14 protein-coding genes are annotated in these 16073 nt (G+C 69.2%); 7 read left to right on the forward strand and 7 right to left on the reverse strand.

Annotated features, from left to right (window positions below):
* Positions 1-44 precede the first annotated feature (44 nt).
* Complete coding sequence (locus tag OX958_RS13930; RefSeq protein WP_270137802.1) at positions 45-407, forward strand: MmcQ/YjbR family DNA-binding protein; 363 nt, start codon at positions 45-47, stop codon at positions 405-407.
* Between the two features lie 10 nt (positions 408-417).
* Here OX958_RS13930 and OX958_RS13935 read toward each other — a convergent pair whose 3' ends face one another.
* Positions 418-1311, reverse strand: a complete 894-nt coding sequence (locus OX958_RS13935; protein ID WP_270137804.1) for a hypothetical protein — start codon at positions 1309-1311, stop codon at positions 418-420.
* Between the two features lie 121 nt (positions 1312-1432).
* Here OX958_RS13935 and OX958_RS13940 point away from each other — a divergent pair, with 121 nt between their 5' ends.
* Entirely contained in the window at positions 1433-2929 is a 1497-nt protein-coding gene (locus tag OX958_RS13940; RefSeq protein WP_270139059.1) for a fused MFS/spermidine synthase, read from the forward strand.
* 73 nt (positions 2930-3002) lie between these two features.
* Complete coding sequence (gene pgm / locus OX958_RS13945; RefSeq protein WP_270137806.1) at positions 3003-4625, forward strand: phosphoglucomutase (alpha-D-glucose-1,6-bisphosphate-dependent); 1623 nt, start codon at positions 3003-3005, stop codon at positions 4623-4625.
* Positions 4626-4634: 9 nt separating this feature from the next.
* Here the strand turns inward: pgm and OX958_RS13950 are convergent, their stop codons facing one another.
* Complete coding sequence (locus OX958_RS13950; protein ID WP_270137808.1) at positions 4635-5015, reverse strand: DUF3037 domain-containing protein; 381 nt, start codon at positions 5013-5015, stop codon at positions 4635-4637.
* Complete coding sequence (locus tag OX958_RS13955; RefSeq protein ID WP_270137810.1) at positions 5012-5749, reverse strand: HipA family kinase; 738 nt, start codon at positions 5747-5749, stop codon at positions 5012-5014. The genes OX958_RS13950 and OX958_RS13955 overlap by 4 nt, the downstream gene beginning before the upstream one ends.
* Before the next feature lie 81 nt (positions 5750-5830).
* On the opposite strand from OX958_RS13955, the gene OX958_RS13960 reads away from it, so the two are divergent.
* Positions 5831-6889 carry a carboxylate-amine ligase gene (locus OX958_RS13960; RefSeq protein WP_270137812.1) on the forward strand — a complete coding sequence of 353 codons (1059 nt, stop codon included), beginning with the start codon at positions 5831-5833 and terminating at the stop codon, positions 6887-6889.
* A 51-nt stretch (positions 6890-6940) separates the two neighbouring features.
* Here the strand turns inward: OX958_RS13960 and OX958_RS13965 are convergent, their stop codons facing one another.
* The 4 genes from OX958_RS13965 to OX958_RS13980 all read right to left on the reverse strand — a co-directional run bounded on the left by OX958_RS13965 (position 6941) and on the right by OX958_RS13980 (position 13375).
* Complete coding sequence (locus OX958_RS13965) at positions 6941-8728, reverse strand: glycerophosphodiester phosphodiesterase family protein (RefSeq protein WP_270137814.1); 1788 nt, start codon at positions 8726-8728, stop codon at positions 6941-6943.
* A gap of 149 nt (positions 8729-8877) precedes the next feature.
* The gene (locus OX958_RS13970) at positions 8878-11658 is read right to left on the reverse strand and encodes an ABC transporter permease (protein ID WP_270137816.1); all 2781 of its coding nucleotides are present in this window, start codon (positions 11656-11658) and stop codon (positions 8878-8880) included.
* A gap of 25 nt (positions 11659-11683) precedes the next feature.
* The gene (locus OX958_RS13975) at positions 11684-12421 is read right to left on the reverse strand and encodes an ABC transporter ATP-binding protein (protein WP_270137818.1); all 738 of its coding nucleotides are present in this window, start codon (positions 12419-12421) and stop codon (positions 11684-11686) included.
* A gap of 348 nt (positions 12422-12769) precedes the next feature.
* Entirely contained in the window at positions 12770-13375 is a 606-nt protein-coding gene (locus OX958_RS13980; RefSeq protein WP_270137820.1) for a hypothetical protein, read from the reverse strand.
* 77 nt (positions 13376-13452) lie between these two features.
* Here OX958_RS13980 and OX958_RS13985 point away from each other — a divergent pair, with 77 nt between their 5' ends.
* From OX958_RS13985 to OX958_RS13995, 3 genes are all read left to right on the forward strand, one after another.
* Entirely contained in the window at positions 13453-13848 is a 396-nt protein-coding gene (locus OX958_RS13985) for a hypothetical protein (RefSeq protein ID WP_270137822.1), read from the forward strand.
* Between the two features lie 98 nt (positions 13849-13946).
* A complete protein-coding gene (locus tag OX958_RS13990; RefSeq protein ID WP_270137824.1) occupies positions 13947-14933 on the forward strand; it encodes a GNAT family N-acetyltransferase in 987 nt (328 codons plus the stop codon).
* Positions 14899-15981 carry a potassium channel family protein gene (locus OX958_RS13995; RefSeq protein WP_442913290.1) on the forward strand — a complete coding sequence of 361 codons (1083 nt, stop codon included), beginning with the start codon at positions 14899-14901 and terminating at the stop codon, positions 15979-15981. Before OX958_RS13990 ends, OX958_RS13995 begins: the two co-directional genes overlap by 35 nt.
* Positions 15982-16073 lie beyond the last annotated feature (92 nt).

The raw sequence follows: 16073 nt of genomic DNA on the forward strand, positions 1-16073 counted from the left end.
GACGGCAAGCAGTTCCGAACGGACCGGCCGGACAGGGGACCAGGATGGAAGAACTGGAACGGTTGCGGGAGCTGTGTCTGGCCTTGCCGGAGACGACCGAGCGACTGAGTCATGGGGAACCGGCCTGGTTCGTCCGGGAGAAGAAGACGTTCGTGATGTTCGCGGATCGGCACCATGACGACCGGCGGGCCTTCTGGTGTGCAGCGCCCGCAGGAAGTCAAGAAGCGTTGGTCGCAGCCGACCCCGAGCACTTCTTCCGTCCGCCGTACGTCGGGCATCGCGGCTGGCTCGGTGCCTACCTGGACGTGCCCGAAGTCGACTGGTCGCAGCTTGCCGAGCTGGTCGAGGACGCGTATCGCCACGTCGCGCCCCGATCACTGGTGGCCCGCCTCGACGAGACCCGTTAGCGCCCGGCCGTCAGCCGGGGCCGACAACCAGGCCGTCTGCGTGTCGTGACGGCAGGGCAGAGCGGACCGGTAGGTGGCGGCGGACAACAGCAGTGGTCAGCTCGCTCAGGCCGAGTCCTAGTTTGTAGGCCTCGCGTTGCAGTGCGGTCACCAAGGTGGCGGGCAGGTCCTCGAGCACGACTTGCTTGCCGCCACGGGCCGCCTCAGCTGACTCGAGCGGCCAATCGCGTCCCCAGCGCTCGCTGCCCAGCTGCAGGATCTCGTCGAGTGGCGGCAGCGGCTCCATCAGCAGATCGGGAATCTCGGACAGCGCGCGAAGCATGAGCTTGCCCAGGGTGTGCTGACTCTGCCACTGGCTGAGTCCGTCGTCGGATCTCAGATAGCGCCGAAGCACCGACCGCAGACGCTCGGTCACCGGAGTCGAGAAGGACGGTTCGTCGGGCACAGGCTCGACCGAGATTCGCCCGTTGCGGAGCCGGAAAGCGAGCAAGGTGTCAGCGGCAGCCTCCGGGAGCCAGCCAGGCGGACCACACCAGCCACCGAACTCGCCGTACGACGAACTGACCGCGCCACCGGCCGACAACGCCAGTGAACCTTCGTGCACGAGCAGTTGGTCGAGCAGCGCCAGCTCGGGACCGGCATACAGCACTTGCCGTCCCTTGGTGGCAAAGCGAACCCGATGGGTGAGAGCGGCGCCGTCCAGCATCCGGCGGGCGTGGTCGAACCGTCCGTCCGGCAGTTGCACCATCACCGGCGACTGGCGCAGCGCGGCGCGGATGGACGTCGCTGGGTTGCTTGACCTGGTCAGCCCTGCCGCCAGCACGCTCGGCGCGAGGTCGTCGGGAGTGAGCGGTCCGGAGGCGTTGATCTGCCGGCCGCAGAAGGTGGCGATTCGTTTGCTCATGCCTAGGAAAGTACGAGTTTCGAAGCCTCGATCCGCCGTTGTCCACAAGGCAGTTCGACGAGCGGTCCGGTCCGGACAGATCGGCAGTCCCGCGCGCCGATAGGGTGGCGCGGTGGATGCGATGCAAGAGACGGCCCAGGCAGTGCAGGCCAAGGGGATCAACGACAAGGTCGCGATCGCGCTGGCCTTCGGCAGTTCGGCCGCCGTGATGGTGCTCGAACTGGTCGCGTTGCGCCTGGTCGCGCCGTACCTCGGGCTGACGCTGGAGACCAACACCGCGGTCATCGGTGTCGCTCTGGCGGCCATCGCGACCGGAGCCGCGATGGGTGGGCGGATCGCCGACAGCGTGCCGCCGACCCGGTCGCTCGGACCGCTCATCGTGCTCGCCGGCGCGCTCGTGCTGCTGATCCTGCCCGCCGTCCGCTGGACCGGCGAGGTACTTCGCGGTGGCGGTGGCCAGGTGGTCTTCCTGGTGGTCGCGGTCGCACTGTTCCTGCCGGCTTCGCTGCTCGCGGCGGTGACACCGATGGTGACCAAGCTCAGATTGTCGACGCTGGCTCAGACCGGCACGGTCGTCGGCAGGTTGTCCGCCTACGCGACGGTCGGTGCGATCGCGGGCACGGTGCTGACCGGCTTCGTCTTCGTGGCCAAGGTCCCGACCAGCACGATCGTGCTGTGGCTCGGCGGCTTCCTGGTCCTCGCGGGCGCCGCCCTGACGATCTTCTTCCGCGGGCTCAAGGCCGCGGCCAAACCGCTGGCGCTGGCGCTGATCGGCACGAGTCTGACCCTGGTGGCGCCGCGGCCGTGCGAGGTCGAGACGGCCTACCACTGCGCCCGGATCGAGAAGGACCCGGCGCGGGCGAGCGGACGCACGCTGTACCTCGACCAGCTCCGCCACTCCTATGTCGACCTCGACGACCCGACCTATCTGGAGTTCGAGTACGCGAAGAACTTCGTGGCGGCGATCGACACCAAATGGCCGGGCAAGTCACCGCTGGAGGCGCTGCACATCGGCGCCGGCGGCCTGACCATCCCGAACTACCTCAAGGCCACCCGGCCCGGTACGCGGAACAAGGTCTACGAGATCGATCCCGGCGTGATCGAGGTGGACAAGGCGGAGCTGGGCGCGAAGCCGGGGCCCGATCTCGACATCCAGATCCGCGACGGGCGGCTCGGCGTCCGGTCGGAGTCCGCGGACAGCCGGGACCTGCTGGTGATGGACGCCTTCGGCGGGGTCGCGGTGCCCTGGCACCTGACCACCCGGGAGATCGTCGCCGACGCGCGCCGGGTACTGAAGGCGGACGGGCTCTACCTGGTGAACGTCATCGACTTCGGTCCGCAGGACTTCCTCAAGGCCGAACTCCGCACCATCGCGGCGGAATTCCCCCACGTCGGGCTGATCGCGAAGCCGACCGCGCTGACCGGCGAGGCCGGCGGCAACTTCGTGCTGCTGGCCAGCGACCAGCCGTTGCCCGGGGCAGCGATCCGGCAGCGGCTCGGCAGCACCGCGGGCTATCTCGACGATCCGGCCGGGATCGAGCGGTTCGTCGGCGACGCGCCGTTGCTCACCGATGACTACGCGCCAGTAGATCAGCTGCTCACGCCGTTCGCGAGCTGAGCCGCACAACTTCACCCGCTGAAACGCCACGGGTGGAGTTGTGATCGGCGCCGAAGGCTTGTTGCATGTGCACATGCACTCACGCGCAGGTCAGCCCGCCCAGCCCGAGGATCTCGTCGACGTCGACGCGCTGCTTGCGGCGTACGAGGGGATCACGCCGGACGTCGAGAACCCCGCCCAGAAGGTCGTCTTCGGTACGTCGGGCCACCGTGGCTCGTCGCTGGACGGCGCCTTCAACGAGGCGCACATCCTGGCCATCACCCAGGCCGTCTGCGAGTACCGCGCGGGTGAGGGCACCTCCGGCCCGCTCCTGGTCGGCCGGGACAGTCACGGCCTCTCCGAGCCCGCTTGGCGGACCGTGCTCGAGGTGCTGGCCGGCAACGGCGTGCAGACCCTGGTGGACAGCGCCGACCGGCTGACGCCGACCCCGGCCGTGTCCCACGCGATCCTGCGGCTCAACCGCGGCGCGGGCGCCGGCGCGGACGGCATCGTGATCACGCCCAGCCACAACCCGCCGCGGGACGGCGGGATCAAGTACAACCCGCCGCACGGCGGACCGGCCGACTCCGACGCGACCGGCTGGATCGCGGCCCGGGCGAACGAGCTGATCGCCGGCGGCAACCGCGAGGTACGCCGTACCGGCTTCGAGGCGGCCCGGGCGCAGGCGGGGGAGTACGACTTCCTCGGTCACTACGTCGACGACCTGCCCTCCGTGCTCAACCTCGACGCGATCCGCTCGGCCGGCGTCCGGATCGGCGCCGACCCGCTGGGTGGCGCGAGCGTCGACTACTGGGCCGCGATCGCCGAACGGCACCGCCTCGACCTGACTGTGGTGAACCCCCGGGTCGACCCGGCCTGGTCGTTCATGACGCTCGACCACGACGGCAAGATCCGGATGGACTGCTCGTCGCCGTACGCGATGGCCTCGCTGGTCGCCCAGAAGGACCGCTACGACGTCGCGACCGGCAACGACGCCGACTCCGACCGGCACGGCATCGTCACGCCGGACGCGGGGCTGATGAACCCCAACCACTACCTGGCCGCAGCGATCTCCTACCTGTTCGCGAACCGGCAGTGGGGCCCGGAGGTCGCGGTCGGCAAGACGCTGGTGTCGTCCTCGCTGATCGACCGCGTGGTCGGTGACCTCGGCCGCCGGCTGTGGGAGGTGCCGGTCGGGTTCAAGTGGTTCGTGCCCGGTCTGATCGACGGCTCGGTCGGCTTCGGCGGGGAGGAGTCGGCCGGCGCGAGCTTCCTGCGCTTCGACGGCACTGTCTGGACGACCGACAAGGACGGCATCCTGCTCGCGCTGCTGGCCAGCGAAATCACCGCGGTGACCGGGGAGACCCCGTCCCAGGCGCACGCCAAGCTGGTGTCGAAGTTCGGCGCCTCGGCTTACTCGCGGGTGGACGCTCCGGCCAGTCGCGAGCAGAAGGCCAAGCTGGGGGCGCTCTCGGCCGATGCCGTGACCGCGACAGAGCTGGCCGGTGAGCCGATTCTCGACCGGATGACGAGCGCGCCCGGCAACGGCGCCGCGATCGGCGGGCTGAAGGTCACCACGGAGTCGGCCTGGTTCGCCGCCCGGCCGTCCGGGACCGAGGATCTCTACAAGATCTACGGCGAGTCCTTCAAGGGCGAGGACCACCTCGCCGAGGTCTTCGCCGAGGCCCGCGACGTGGTCTCCGCGGCGCTGAGCTAACGCACGACGCTAACGCACGAAGGCGTCGACCAGCCGGTCCAGATCCGCAGTGGGGTCGTTGGTGAGCCCACTGTGGATCGGGCTCGGGTGGACCACCGTACTGCGCGGCGCCGCGAGCCAGCGGAAGCGTTCGCCGATCCTGGTCGCCGCCGCCGGGCCGCCTTCCGGATCGCCCGCGCAGATCGCCCGGATGTGCTCCAGGGACGCGCACACGACATCGACGTCGACCGCCGGGTCGAGGGCCCGCAACCGGAGCGGGTCGACATCCCAGGACGCGCCCAGGAAGTCCAGCGACCGGCAGTAGATCACCGCGCCGACGTTGACGAACTCGCCGCGCTGGATGCGGGGTGCGGCCCGCAGGATGACGTAGTCGAAGGGCACCAGGTTCACCGCGCACCACCCGGCAGCCACGCGGACCGGTCGGCGAGTCTCGCGGTCAGATGGCCCAGATACCGCTCCCGGTCACCTTCGCCGATCCACTCGTCCGGGACGAGCGCGATCACTTCGGTCAGCAGGGCGGGAGTGATGGCGGCCGCCAGCTCCGCGTCGATCGCCGGTACTGCGTTCGCCACGTCGCGGAACACGTGATCCTGCGCGTCGTAGGCGAGTCCGGTGAACTTCTCGGCCGACATCCAGGAGTGATGGAAGTACAGCGCGGCTCCGTGGTCGATCAGCCAGAGTTGCTTGTGCCAGACGAGCAGGTTCGTGTTGCGCCAGGAGCGGTCCACGTTGGCGACGTAGGCGTCCAGCCAGAGGATCTTGGCCTGAGTGGCCTCGTCGGGCTTGCCGCTGGACCCGTCGTACCCGAAGGAGCCGGGCAGGAAGTCGACGGCGAGGTTGAGACCCGCGCTGCGCAGTACCAGGTCCTGGATCTCCTCGTCGGGCTCGGACTTGCCGATCACCGGGTCGAGCTCGATCAGTTTCAGCTCCGGCACCCGCAGTCCCAGCCGGCGGAACAGTTCGCCGACGATCACCTCGGCGACCAGCGCCTTGGGGCCCTGCCCGGCACCGTGGAACTTGATCACGTAGGTCCCGAGGTCGTTGCCTTCGACAACGCCCGGCAACGAGCCGCCCTCGCGCAACGGCAACACGTACCTGGTGGCAGTAACGGTCTGCAGACTCACCCGGGAGAGCTTAGGGCACCGGCCGTTTCCGTGACGCGAGGGCCGGGTACCTCGAAGGGCATCGTGAGGGAGGAGAGTTCTTTGAGTCACCCAGCTATGGGCGTCGAGGAGGAACTGCTGCTGGTGTCGGCCAGCGGCGACCCGCTGCCGCGCAGCAAGGCCGTCGCGGCCGGGGCGGAGGGCGTGGATGTCGAACTGGAGCTGACTCGGGCCCAGGTGGAGATCAATGCCCCTGTCTGTGACACGGCTGAAGAACTGCACCGGCAACTCACCTTCGCCCGGGCAAAACTCGCACAGGCCGCGGCAGATGAAGGCGCCCGACTGCTGGCGATCGGTGTGCCGCCTGGTGGAGTGGCAGAGCAACTGGTGACCAAGAAGCCGCGGTACGAGGAAATGGCCGCCCGGTACGGTCTGCTGGTTCGCGAGCAGGGTGTCTGCGGCTGCCACGTGCACATCGACGTACCGGACAAGGAAGCCGCTATTCGGGTCAGCAACCACCTGCGGCCGTGGCTGCCGACGCTGTTGGCACTGACCGCCAACAGTGCGGTGTACCTCGGACAGGACACTGGTTTCGCCAGTTGGCGCTCGATCATGTGGGCGCGCTGGCCCTGCTCCGGGCCGCCGCCGTACTTCGAGTCGGCCGAGCACTACGACGCGTTGGTGGCCATGCAGATCGGGACGGGCACCATCATGGACGAGCGGATGGTCTACTGGGACGTACGCCCGTCCGATCACCTTCCCACTGTCGAGGTGCGGGTCAGCGACGTTCCGCTGACGGTCGACGAGACAGTGCTGCTGGCGACGCTCATCCGTGCTCTAGTGATGGTGGCACTGGACGACGGCGGTCTGGGGCCGAAGCTCGAGCCGGAGGTACTGCGGGCGGCGTACTGGCTGGCTGCTCGTGATGGCATCACCGGCAACGGCCTGGAGGTGCTGAAAGCCCGGACGATGCCCATGGCCGAGCTGCTCGGCCTGCTGCAAAGGCATGTCGCAGACGTCCTGCAGCAGATGGGCGACGCGGACCGGGTCGCCGAGACGATCCAGCGCGTACTCCGGGAGGGCAACGGCGCAGTCAAGCAACGGCAAGCCTTGGCGGCCGGTTCGGACGTCGTCACTCTCACCGCCCAACGGCCAGGGTGAGATGAGCGGCCGGCTGGTCGGGCCGACCGCTCACCTCTTCCTGGTGTGCGTCTAGCGCAGGAAGTCCTCGAGGCCGTGCAGGTCGTCGGTGTTGAGGTGGTCGACGCCGGCAGCGGTGAGCTCCGACCAGACCGCCTCGCGGGCGGCTCCCGGGGTGTCCGGGGTCTCCCAGAAGCGGACCCGGTAGCCCGCGCGGTGGGCGGTGTTGACGATCGAGCGCAGTTTGGCGCGCTCGGCGGCCGGGAACGGGCCGACGCCGCGCCAGGTGAAGTTCTTCGACCAGTTGTCGCTCACCAACGGCATCAGCGAAGCAGGCAGCTTGGAGTTGAGGTCGGTCAGCCTGCCGTCGTAGCCGGCGTACCGGACCTGCTGGGCCTCCATCACATCGAGTGGCCGGTTGCCACTGATGACCGACGTGACCGCGCCGCGGTAGGTGCGTCCGCGGGCGAAGATCGTGCTGATGCCGCGGTACTCACGCAGTGCCTGGTCGATCGCGGCGTACGTGGACGGTCCGTCGCTCTTGATGTCGATCAGCAACTGGAAACCCCGGCCGCGGCGATAGACCTCGCCGTGGTTCTCCCTGACCCGCTGCGCGAGCGGCTTCAGATACAGGCTCTCCAGCGTCCGGCCCGGTACGACGTCCTCCAGGTCGTGCGCGATCCGAAGCTCGCCGTCGACCAGCCACACGTCCGCCTCGACGCTGTTGAAGCCACGGTCGAGCGCGTCCTGCAGCGGGCGCCGGTGCTCGTAGTCGTTGTGAGCGTGCGCCGTCGGCAGCGCACGGACGGCCGGAGCATCGTACGTGGTGGGCAGCCGGAAGCCGTTCTCGCGGGCCACCGCGCGCACCCGGTCCGGGTAGTCCGAGATGATGCCGTCCACGCCCTTGTCGACCAGCGACTGCATGGTGGCCGGGTCGTCGACCGTCCACGGCACGACCTTCATCCCGGCGCGGTGGGCCGAGCGGACCATGTCGGTGGTCACATACGGCCGGTACGCCGGGTCGCTCACCTTGCCGTCCTGCGGGAAACCGTGCACCGGCGAGATCGCGTTCGCGCCGAACGACTTGGCCGCCCGCACCAGATCGCCGCCGAAGTCATCGATGTCGAGACCGCCCAGCCACGGCGACCTGCCCGGCTGGCCGGTCTGCAGGAAGTCGTAGTTGGTCAGCGCGATGATCGGCAGCTCCGGCGCGACCTGACGCATCCGCATCAGCGTGCCCCAGTCGAAGCTCTGGATCGTCACCTGCCGGCCGATCCGCGCCTTGCGGATCTCCCGGGCGACCACCTGGACGAACTGCTCGCGCGGTGCCGTCTCGCTCGGCGCGCCCGCCTCGACCTTGGTCTCGACGTTCAGCTTGACCTTGTCGGCGCGGAAGCGGTGGACCAGATCGAAGACATCGCGCAGTTCGGGCATCCGGGCGCCGGGATCGGGCGTCTGGCCGGGGTGGGCGGGCTGCGTCAGCGAGCCGCAGTCGAGCTGCTTGACCTGCTGCAGCGTCAACGTGTTCACGAACTTGCCGACGTACGGGTACTCCGGGTCGCCGGGCGTGTAGGGGGCAGTGTCACGGCACTTCGAGCCACTGACCTTGCGATCGTGCGTGACGACCGCCTGGCCGTCCTCGGTGATCTGGACGTCGAGTTCCAGGGTGCTGACCCCGATCTCGAGGCCACGCGAGAAGGAGGCGATCGTGCTCTCCACGGTCAGCCCGAGACCGCCGCGGTGGGCCTGGATGTCGAAGTCGCGACCTCGACCGGCTCCGGCCGGTACGGCGACCAGGGCCTGGCCGAGCAGACCGGCGGCGAGGGCAAGTGGGAGCAGCGCGCGGGGGAGGCGGCGCATGAGGGAATGTCCTTTTCGTAGGGGCGAAGGCGGTGCCGATGGTGTCCCGTCCAGAAATACCCCGGCCCTCGCGAAGGTAGCCGAAAAGAGGCCGGCGGGTTACCCCTCGCCGCCGGCCTCTCACCTGTAGTCACCGCGACTACAGCGCGCTACTCGTACTGCAGCGCCTCCAGCGGGTTCAGCCGGGCGGCCCGCCGGGCCGGCCAGATGGCGGCGAAGATGCCGACCACCACCGACACGACCGCGAAGACGACCAGCTGGCCGGTCGGTACGGCGAAGCTCACCTCGTCCAGCCGGGCGGCCAGCAGCGACGCCAGGCCGAGACCGAGGACGATGCCGATCACCGCGCCGATCAGGGCGGTGATCACGCTCTCGTGCCGGATCATCCGCTTCACCTGCCGCCGGGTCAGCCCGATCGCGCGCAACATGCCGAGCTCACGGGTCCGCTCGAAGACGGTCAGCACCAGCGTGTTCACGATGCCGAACAGGCTGACCAGCACCGAGAGGGCGAGCAGGACGTAGAGCACGTTGAGCAGACTCTTGATGCCGTCGGACTGGGCCGCCTTGAACTGTTCCCGCGTCTGCGCCTTGGCGTTCGGGAACTCGGCGAGGGCGGATTCGAGCGCCTTCGTGTTGGCTTCGGTGACGCCGCCGCCGACCTTCAGGAAGGTGTACAGGTTCAGCGGCTGCGGGTTGACCGCGTCGAAGGTTGCGGTGGACATCGTCACGTTGCCGAACGGTGATCCGCCCGCGGGCGGGGTGAAGATGCCCCGGACGGTCAGCGGCACCACGCGGCCGGTGACGGTGGTCAGCGCCAGCCGCGAGCCGACCTGCAGGCTGTGCTTCGCGGCGTACTCCTCGTCGACGATCGCCCCGTCGGCACCGAGCGTGCCGAGGGTGTCCTGCGAGCCGTTCTTCCAGTCGAAGCTGAGCACGGTCGGCGCCTGACCGTCTACCGCGGTGATCGGGATCGTCTCGTCGAACGCCTTGCCCTGGCCTCCCCGCACACTGGACACGGCCTCGACGCCGGGAACGCGACCGGCGGCGGCGGCGACGGTCGGCGGCAGCGGACTGAAGTTGTTCTGGGCCGCGACCGCGTAGTCGCCGCTGAAGATCTTGTCGACGGCATCCTCGAACGGCTTGATGATTCCCGCGCCCAGTGTCGCCACCAGGGTGACGAGCGCCAGTCCGATCATCAGCGCGGCAGCGGTCGACGCGGTCCGGTCCGGATCCCGTCGGCTGTTCTGCCCGCCGATCCCGGCCGCCGGGCCGTCGATCAGTACGCCGGGGAACTCCGCCGGCCACTCGGGCTGCCAAGAGCTCGCCTTCCGGCGTACGGCCATCGCGGTCACGATCACGAGCAGCACCGGGTTCAGTACTGCGCCGAGCACGAACCCACCGACCCGCCTCCCAATTGGCCCCGGCCCCCAGTAGCCGCGGCGCAGCAGCCAGTACGGCAAGGAGAAGAGCGGCCAGGCGAGGATCGTCAGCACCAGCACCGATCCTCGCGCGAGCGGATCGGACGCCGCCGCCAGTGGCCGGACCAGCCGGGCCGCGAACAACGCGATCCCGACGAAGATCAGCAGTACTCCGATCGCCAGCGCCGCGAGCAGGTTGCCGGTGCTCAGCCCGTCGACGAACAACCCGACAAGTACCAGCGCGACCCCGGCCAGCGTGAGCAGTACGGCCCCGAGTGCGCGGTACCGCTGGAAGCGGCCGGGTGGCAGCTTGGCGCCTTCGCGGACCGCCGCGATCGGAGGCACCCGGGTCGCGCGCCAGGCCGGTCGCAGGCTGGCCAGCAAGGTCACCAGGATGCCGACCGTCAGTGCGACCACGATGGTCCGGCCGCGGAAGACCAGCCCGTTGTTGGGCAGCGTCAGCCCGGCGGCGTCGAAGACCTTGAACAGCCCGGTCGCGATCGCCAGCCCGAGGAACAGTCCGGCCACCGCGGCCAGTACGCCGGTCAGCAGCGCTTCGAGCACCACCGAGGTGAGCACCTGGCGCCGGGACGCGCCGAGCGTGCGCAGGGTGGCGAACTCACGGGTCCGTTGCGCGATGGTGATCGACAGCGAGTTCGCGATCACGAACGAACCGACGAACAACGCGATCCCGCCGAACACCAGCAGGAAGGTCCGGAAGAAGGACAGGAAACCACTGGTGTCCGCCGCGTCCTCGGTGGCCTGGTCCTCGGCCGAGCGCACCTGCGTACCTTCGGGCAGCACCTTCTGGACGGCCTCGATCAGCTGCTGCGGCGACGTACCGGGCTTCGCCTTGAGCAGCACCTGGTCCAGCTTGCCGGCCTTGTCGAACAGCTTCTGCGCGGTCGGCAACGGGAAACCCGCCAAGGTCGCGCCGCCGATGGACGACACCGAGCCGAACTCGACCAGTCCGGAGATCGGCAACTGCTGGACCTGGCCACGAGCCTGGACGCCGATCGTGTCGCCGGGGGAGAAGCCCTTCTTGGCGGCGGTCTGGGTGTCGATCACCACCTGGTCCGCAGCCGGCCAGGCCCCCTTCACCAGGACGAGGGTGTTGAACTCCGGCCGGTCGGCGTCGACGCTGAAGCCGATGTTCGGGGCACCGCCGAAGACGATCACCTTGCCGTCCTTGCCGATCAGCTGTGCCTCGCCGGAGACCGAGCCGCCGGCCACACCGACCTCCGGCAGCGCGGAGACCTTCGTCAGCAGCCCCTCGTCGAAGGCCGGTGCCGCCCCAGCTCCTTCGTCCGGTACGTCGAACGCCGACTTGCCGGTGATCGCCGCGTCCGTGTTGCGGTAGTTGTCGGAGAAGATCGAGTCGAACGCGCTCGAGATCGAGTCGGTCAGCACGTAGGTGCCCGAGACCAGCGCGACGCCGAGCACGACACCGATCGCGGTCAGCGCGGTGCGGAGCTTGCGGCTGAGCAGGCCGCGCAACGAGAACCCGATCATGACCGCACCCGGCCCAGCTCGCTGCTCACTGCAGGTCCAGCGAGTCGATGATCTGCAGGATCTCGCGCTGGTCGGTCCGGCCGGTCTCCTTCACGATCTCGCCGTCGGCCAGGTAGAGCACCCGGTCGGCCATCGCGGCCGCCTTGGCGTCGTGGGTGACCATCACGGTGGTCTGGCCGTACTCGTCGACCGAACCACGCATCAGCTGCAGGATCTCGTTGCTGGTCCGGGAGTCGAGGTTGCCGGTCGGCTCGTCGGCGAAGATCACCGTCGGCCGGGAGACCAGCGCGCGGGCGATCGCGACCCGCTGCTGCTGACCGCCGGACAGCTCGGCCGGCCGGTGGGTCAGCCGCTCGGTCAGGCCGACCCGGGCGACCAGTTCGTCGAAGTACTCCGGGTCGGGCTTCTGGCCGGCGATCGTCAGCGGCAGCACGATGTTGTCCCGGGCGGTCAGCATCGGCAGCAGGTTGAAGAACTGGAAGATGAAACCGATGTGCCGGCGCCGCAGCTTGGTCAGGTCGTCGTCACCGAGGGTGGTGATCTCGGTACCGCCGATCTGGACCGACCCCGACGTCGGCTTGTCCAGCCCCGCCAGGATGTGCATCAGGGTCGACTTGCCCGAGCCCGACGGGCCCATCACCGCCGTCAGCTGACCGGCGGTGATCTCCACCCCGACGCGCCGCAACGCGTTGACCGCGGTGTCCCCCTCGCCGTACGTACGGACCAAGTCGTCCGCGCGTACGACGACCTTCTGTTCCTCCATGCCGATCGCCCTCCCTGGCTGATCAGCGGTCCCCCCGAAACCGTCGCTAGTGGCTCCGAGTCTGTACCTCGCAGCGGTGTGGCGACAGGGGGATACCCCCGACCGGACCCCGAGATCGGCCCGTAGCCGGCGCTGGGCGCCGGAGAAGTTATGGGTGCCGGACCGGGAAGCGCCTCACGGCGCGAGGCCGCTCGAAGCGGCTATATTTGGGACCCGGGGCTACCGCGGCCCGACACCTCCATCAGTGTAACCGGTGACCAAACCCCTTGTCCTGTTGACTTCTCACCGGTCGGTTGCCTAGCACCAAGGCCAGATCGACGCAAGTACCGTCCGGTGAAGATCGGCGGACTACCAGAGCTGGCCGGCGCGTTCGGCCCGCGCCGCGGTCTGCAACTGATCGGCCATCTCGACCAGCCGGGAAGCGGATCTGACCTGTTCGTGGGTCTCCTCGGCCAGGTGCGCCCGGCCGGTTGCCACGATCCGGGCGAAAGCTGCGGCGCGGTCCAGGGTGGTGGCGAAATCACCGGTCGCGACACCCCGCAGTACGGCGTCGACCATCTGCCGCACCTCGGCCGGGCCGGGCGGGTCGGCGACACCGGCGACCACCGCGTGCACCTCGGCGTACTTGCGGCCGGTCGAGTACTCCCGGGAGACCTCCTCGGCGTTGCCGTGCACCCAGGAGCGCAGCAGGTACAGCCGCCACAGCGTGCCCGGCAGCGAATCGGCCGGTGCGTCCGACCACAGGTCGGCCAGTTCGTCCAGGCCGTAGTCGTCGGCCAGCTTGACCACCCGGGCGATCACTTCGGCGTCCTCCGTCGAGCGCGCTCCGCGCACCAGCAACTCCGCCGTCCGGTGCGCGACCTCGGCCACCGCGGCCGGGTCGTGCGCCCCGGGCAACGACTCGAACAGGTTGGCACCCGGCAGGATCGGCCGGCGCGGCGTGGGAACGGTCACCCGCCCATCGTGCCTGACCACCCCCGACTCCGCATTTCGACCCGGCGCAGTCGGTGCGGAGTCAGTACAGTCGAGACATGGTGGCTGGACGTGGGCGGTTGGCGAAGAACGTGGTCAAGTACGGCGTGCGGTACGGGCCGATGGCGTTCGAGGCGGTCAAGCACGGGCGGGAGCCTGCCCAGCAGGCGGTCCAGGCCGCGCTGGCGAAGCGGAACGCGCGGAAGAAGGCGATCGAGCACGCGCTGACCGTGCGGGACGGGTCGTTGCTCAAGGTGATCAAGGACGGGCAGGCGGTCTTCTTCGTGTTCAGCGGGGACGCGATCGTCACCACCTATCCGCCGGTGGCGCAGTCCGCCTATCCGGAGCTGCTGCGGCACGCCGACCTGGATCGGCGGGAGAACGCTCTCGCACTGGCCGCAGCCAAGCCCAAACTGACCGACCGGCTGCCCAAGCTCCGGCGCCGGGCCAGCTAGCCCCCCGCAGGGTTGACCTGGGTGTAACACTCCGGACCTCGGGAGGCAACACCTTCCCCGCAGAGTGGAAGAACGTTTCCACGAGGGAGGGCTCACCCATGCTCTGGAAGATCAGGACCGAACTCGCCGACCGGCCAGGTGCGCTGGCCGAGCTCGCCGCACGCTGTGGTGCGGACGAGATCAACATTCTGAGCCTGGAAGTCTTCACCGCCGAGTCGGGCGCCGTCGATGAACTCGTCGTCTCCACCGGCGTCGGCTGGTCCGCGGAGGATCTCACCGCGCTGGTCGCCAGTGCCGGCTGCACCGGTACCACGGTCCGCCCGTGCCAGGCCGATGTGCTCCACGACGCCCCCACCCGCTACCTGCGCGCAGTACTGCGGCTGATCGACGATCCGCTGTCCGTCGACGAGGAACTGGAAAGTCTGCAGGGATTCGGCCAGTACACGCCGGCCGAGTGGGCGCGTGCCGACGTACTGGTCGAGATCGCCGGCCGGCTGGCCGAGCGGGAGCCTGCTCCGGTTCCGGCGCCGCCGCGGCCTGGCAGCGCAGTACCGGAGTTGCGGAAGGCCACTGTCGGGGATGCGGACGCAGTAGTCGCCATGCACGACCGGTGCTCCTACGAGAGCCGCACCAGGCGCTATCACGTCCCCATGCCCAAGCTCACTGCCCGTACTGCGCGGCACCTGTCTGCGCCCGCCGGTGGCGTCTCCATCGTCGCCGCAACCGGTGGAGCAGTCGTCGGGATGGCCACTGCGGCTCCTTGGGACGAACTGAGCGGTACGGCGATGGAGATCGCCGTCCTGGTCGAGGACGGCTGGCAGCGGCGCGGACTCGGTACGCAACTGCTGAAGAGGGTGATCCGCGAGGCCCGGGAGCTCGGCGCCGATCGCGTGGTGTGCATGGTCCAGCCGGAGAACGACGCGATGCTACGGACGGTCGAGGGCCTGCGGTTGCGCACCAGGGTGGTGCAGGACAGTGGCCATCTGATGGTCACCGTCGCGCTGTCCGACCAGAGCCTGTCGCATGCGGGGGATCGACCTTCGGTGCCCTATCGTCAGACCCGTGCCATCCCTGCCCGGTCGTAACCCGCACGGCCTTCTCGTCAATCTGCCCGCGAGCACTCGCTCGCCGGTGGTGGAGTTGTCCCGGCGGCTGCTGATCGCGCTGGGACTGCTGACGTTGATGGTGCTCATCGTGGTCGTCGACCGGGACGGTTACAAGGACACCTACGACGGTGAGGTCGGTTTCATCGACAGCATCTACTACGCCACCGTCACGCTGACCACCACCGGCTACGGCGACATCACCCCGGTGACGCCGACGGCCCGGCTGGTGAACGCCTTCGTCGTCACGCCACTGCGGATCTCGTTCCTGGTGGTGCTGGTCGGCACGACGCTGGAAGTCCTGGCGAACGAAGGTCGCCGCATCATGCGCGACTCACGATGGAGGAAGCGCATGAAGGACCACGTGGTAGTCATCGGCTACGGCACCAAGGGCCGCGCGGCGGTGCAGACCCTGCTCAGCAACGGCGTCAAGCGCGCCGACATCGTCGTGATCGACCCGCGGGCGCAGGCGATCGGTGACGCGGGCAACGATCAGATGGCCGCCTTCCACGGCGACGCCACCAACCGGACCGTACTGCGCCGCGCGGAGGCGATGACCGCCCGCGAGGTAATCGTCACCACCGACCGCGACGACTCCGCGGTACTGGTTACCCTCGCGGTCCGCCAGCTGAACCCGAACGCGCACATCGTCGTGGCGGTCCGCGAGGAGGACAACGTCCCCCTGTTGCGGCAGAGCGGCGCCGACGCGGTCGTCACCTCCTCCGAAGCGGTCGGCCGGCTGCTCGGACTCTCCGCCGTCAGCCCGAACCTGGGTGAGGTGATGGAGGACCTGCTGACCTACGGCGAAGGCCTCGAGGTGGCCGAGCGCCCGGTGCTCGGCCGCGAGGTCGGCAAGGCGCCCTCCTCGGTGCCCGACCGCGTGGTCTCCGTCGTCCGCGACGGCAAGGTCCACCGGTACTACGACTCGTCGGTGTCGGTGCTCGCCGCCGGTGACAAGCTCATCGTCGTCCGCCCGGCCAAGGAGACCCCCTGGGCCGAGCGCCCGGGTGCCGACGACCAGGACGAGTAGCTGCCGGTTCAGGCCCAGCTGGCTAGTGGTGGGCGCGGCGATCCCGCTTCGCTGGCCTGCTGGCCGGAGCTTTCGCGTACGTCGCCAGCGAT

This window comes from Kribbella sp. CA-293567 (assembly GCF_027627575.1).
Classification (GTDB): Bacteria; Actinomycetota; Actinomycetes; order Propionibacteriales; family Kribbellaceae; genus Kribbella.

Excerpts from the sequence above, each read along its gene's own strand:
- OX958_RS13930 (WP_270137802.1), top strand. The coding sequence starts at position 45 with ATGGAAGAACTGGAACGGTTGCGGGAGCTGTGTCTGGCCTTGCCGGAG.
- OX958_RS13985 (WP_270137822.1), top strand. The coding sequence starts at position 13,453 with ATGGTGGCTGGACGTGGGCGGTTGGCGAAGAACGTGGTCAAGTACGGC.
- pgm (WP_270137806.1), top strand. The coding sequence starts at position 3,003 with ATGCACTCACGCGCAGGTCAGCCCGCCCAGCCCGAGGATCTCGTCGAC.
- OX958_RS13940 (WP_270139059.1), top strand. The coding sequence starts at position 1,433 with ATGCAAGAGACGGCCCAGGCAGTGCAGGCCAAGGGGATCAACGACAAG.
- OX958_RS13970 (WP_270137816.1), bottom strand. The coding sequence starts at position 11,658 with ATGATCGGGTTCTCGTTGCGCGGCCTGCTCAGCCGCAAGCTCCGCACC.
- OX958_RS13975 (WP_270137818.1), bottom strand. The coding sequence starts at position 12,421 with ATGGAGGAACAGAAGGTCGTCGTACGCGCGGACGACTTGGTCCGTACG.
- OX958_RS13990 (WP_270137824.1), top strand. The coding sequence starts at position 13,947 with ATGCTCTGGAAGATCAGGACCGAACTCGCCGACCGGCCAGGTGCGCTG.
- OX958_RS13935 (WP_270137804.1), bottom strand. The coding sequence starts at position 1,311 with ATGAGCAAACGAATCGCCACCTTCTGCGGCCGGCAGATCAACGCCTCC.
- OX958_RS13965 (WP_270137814.1), bottom strand. The coding sequence starts at position 8,728 with ATGCGCCGCCTCCCCCGCGCGCTGCTCCCACTTGCCCTCGCCGCCGGT.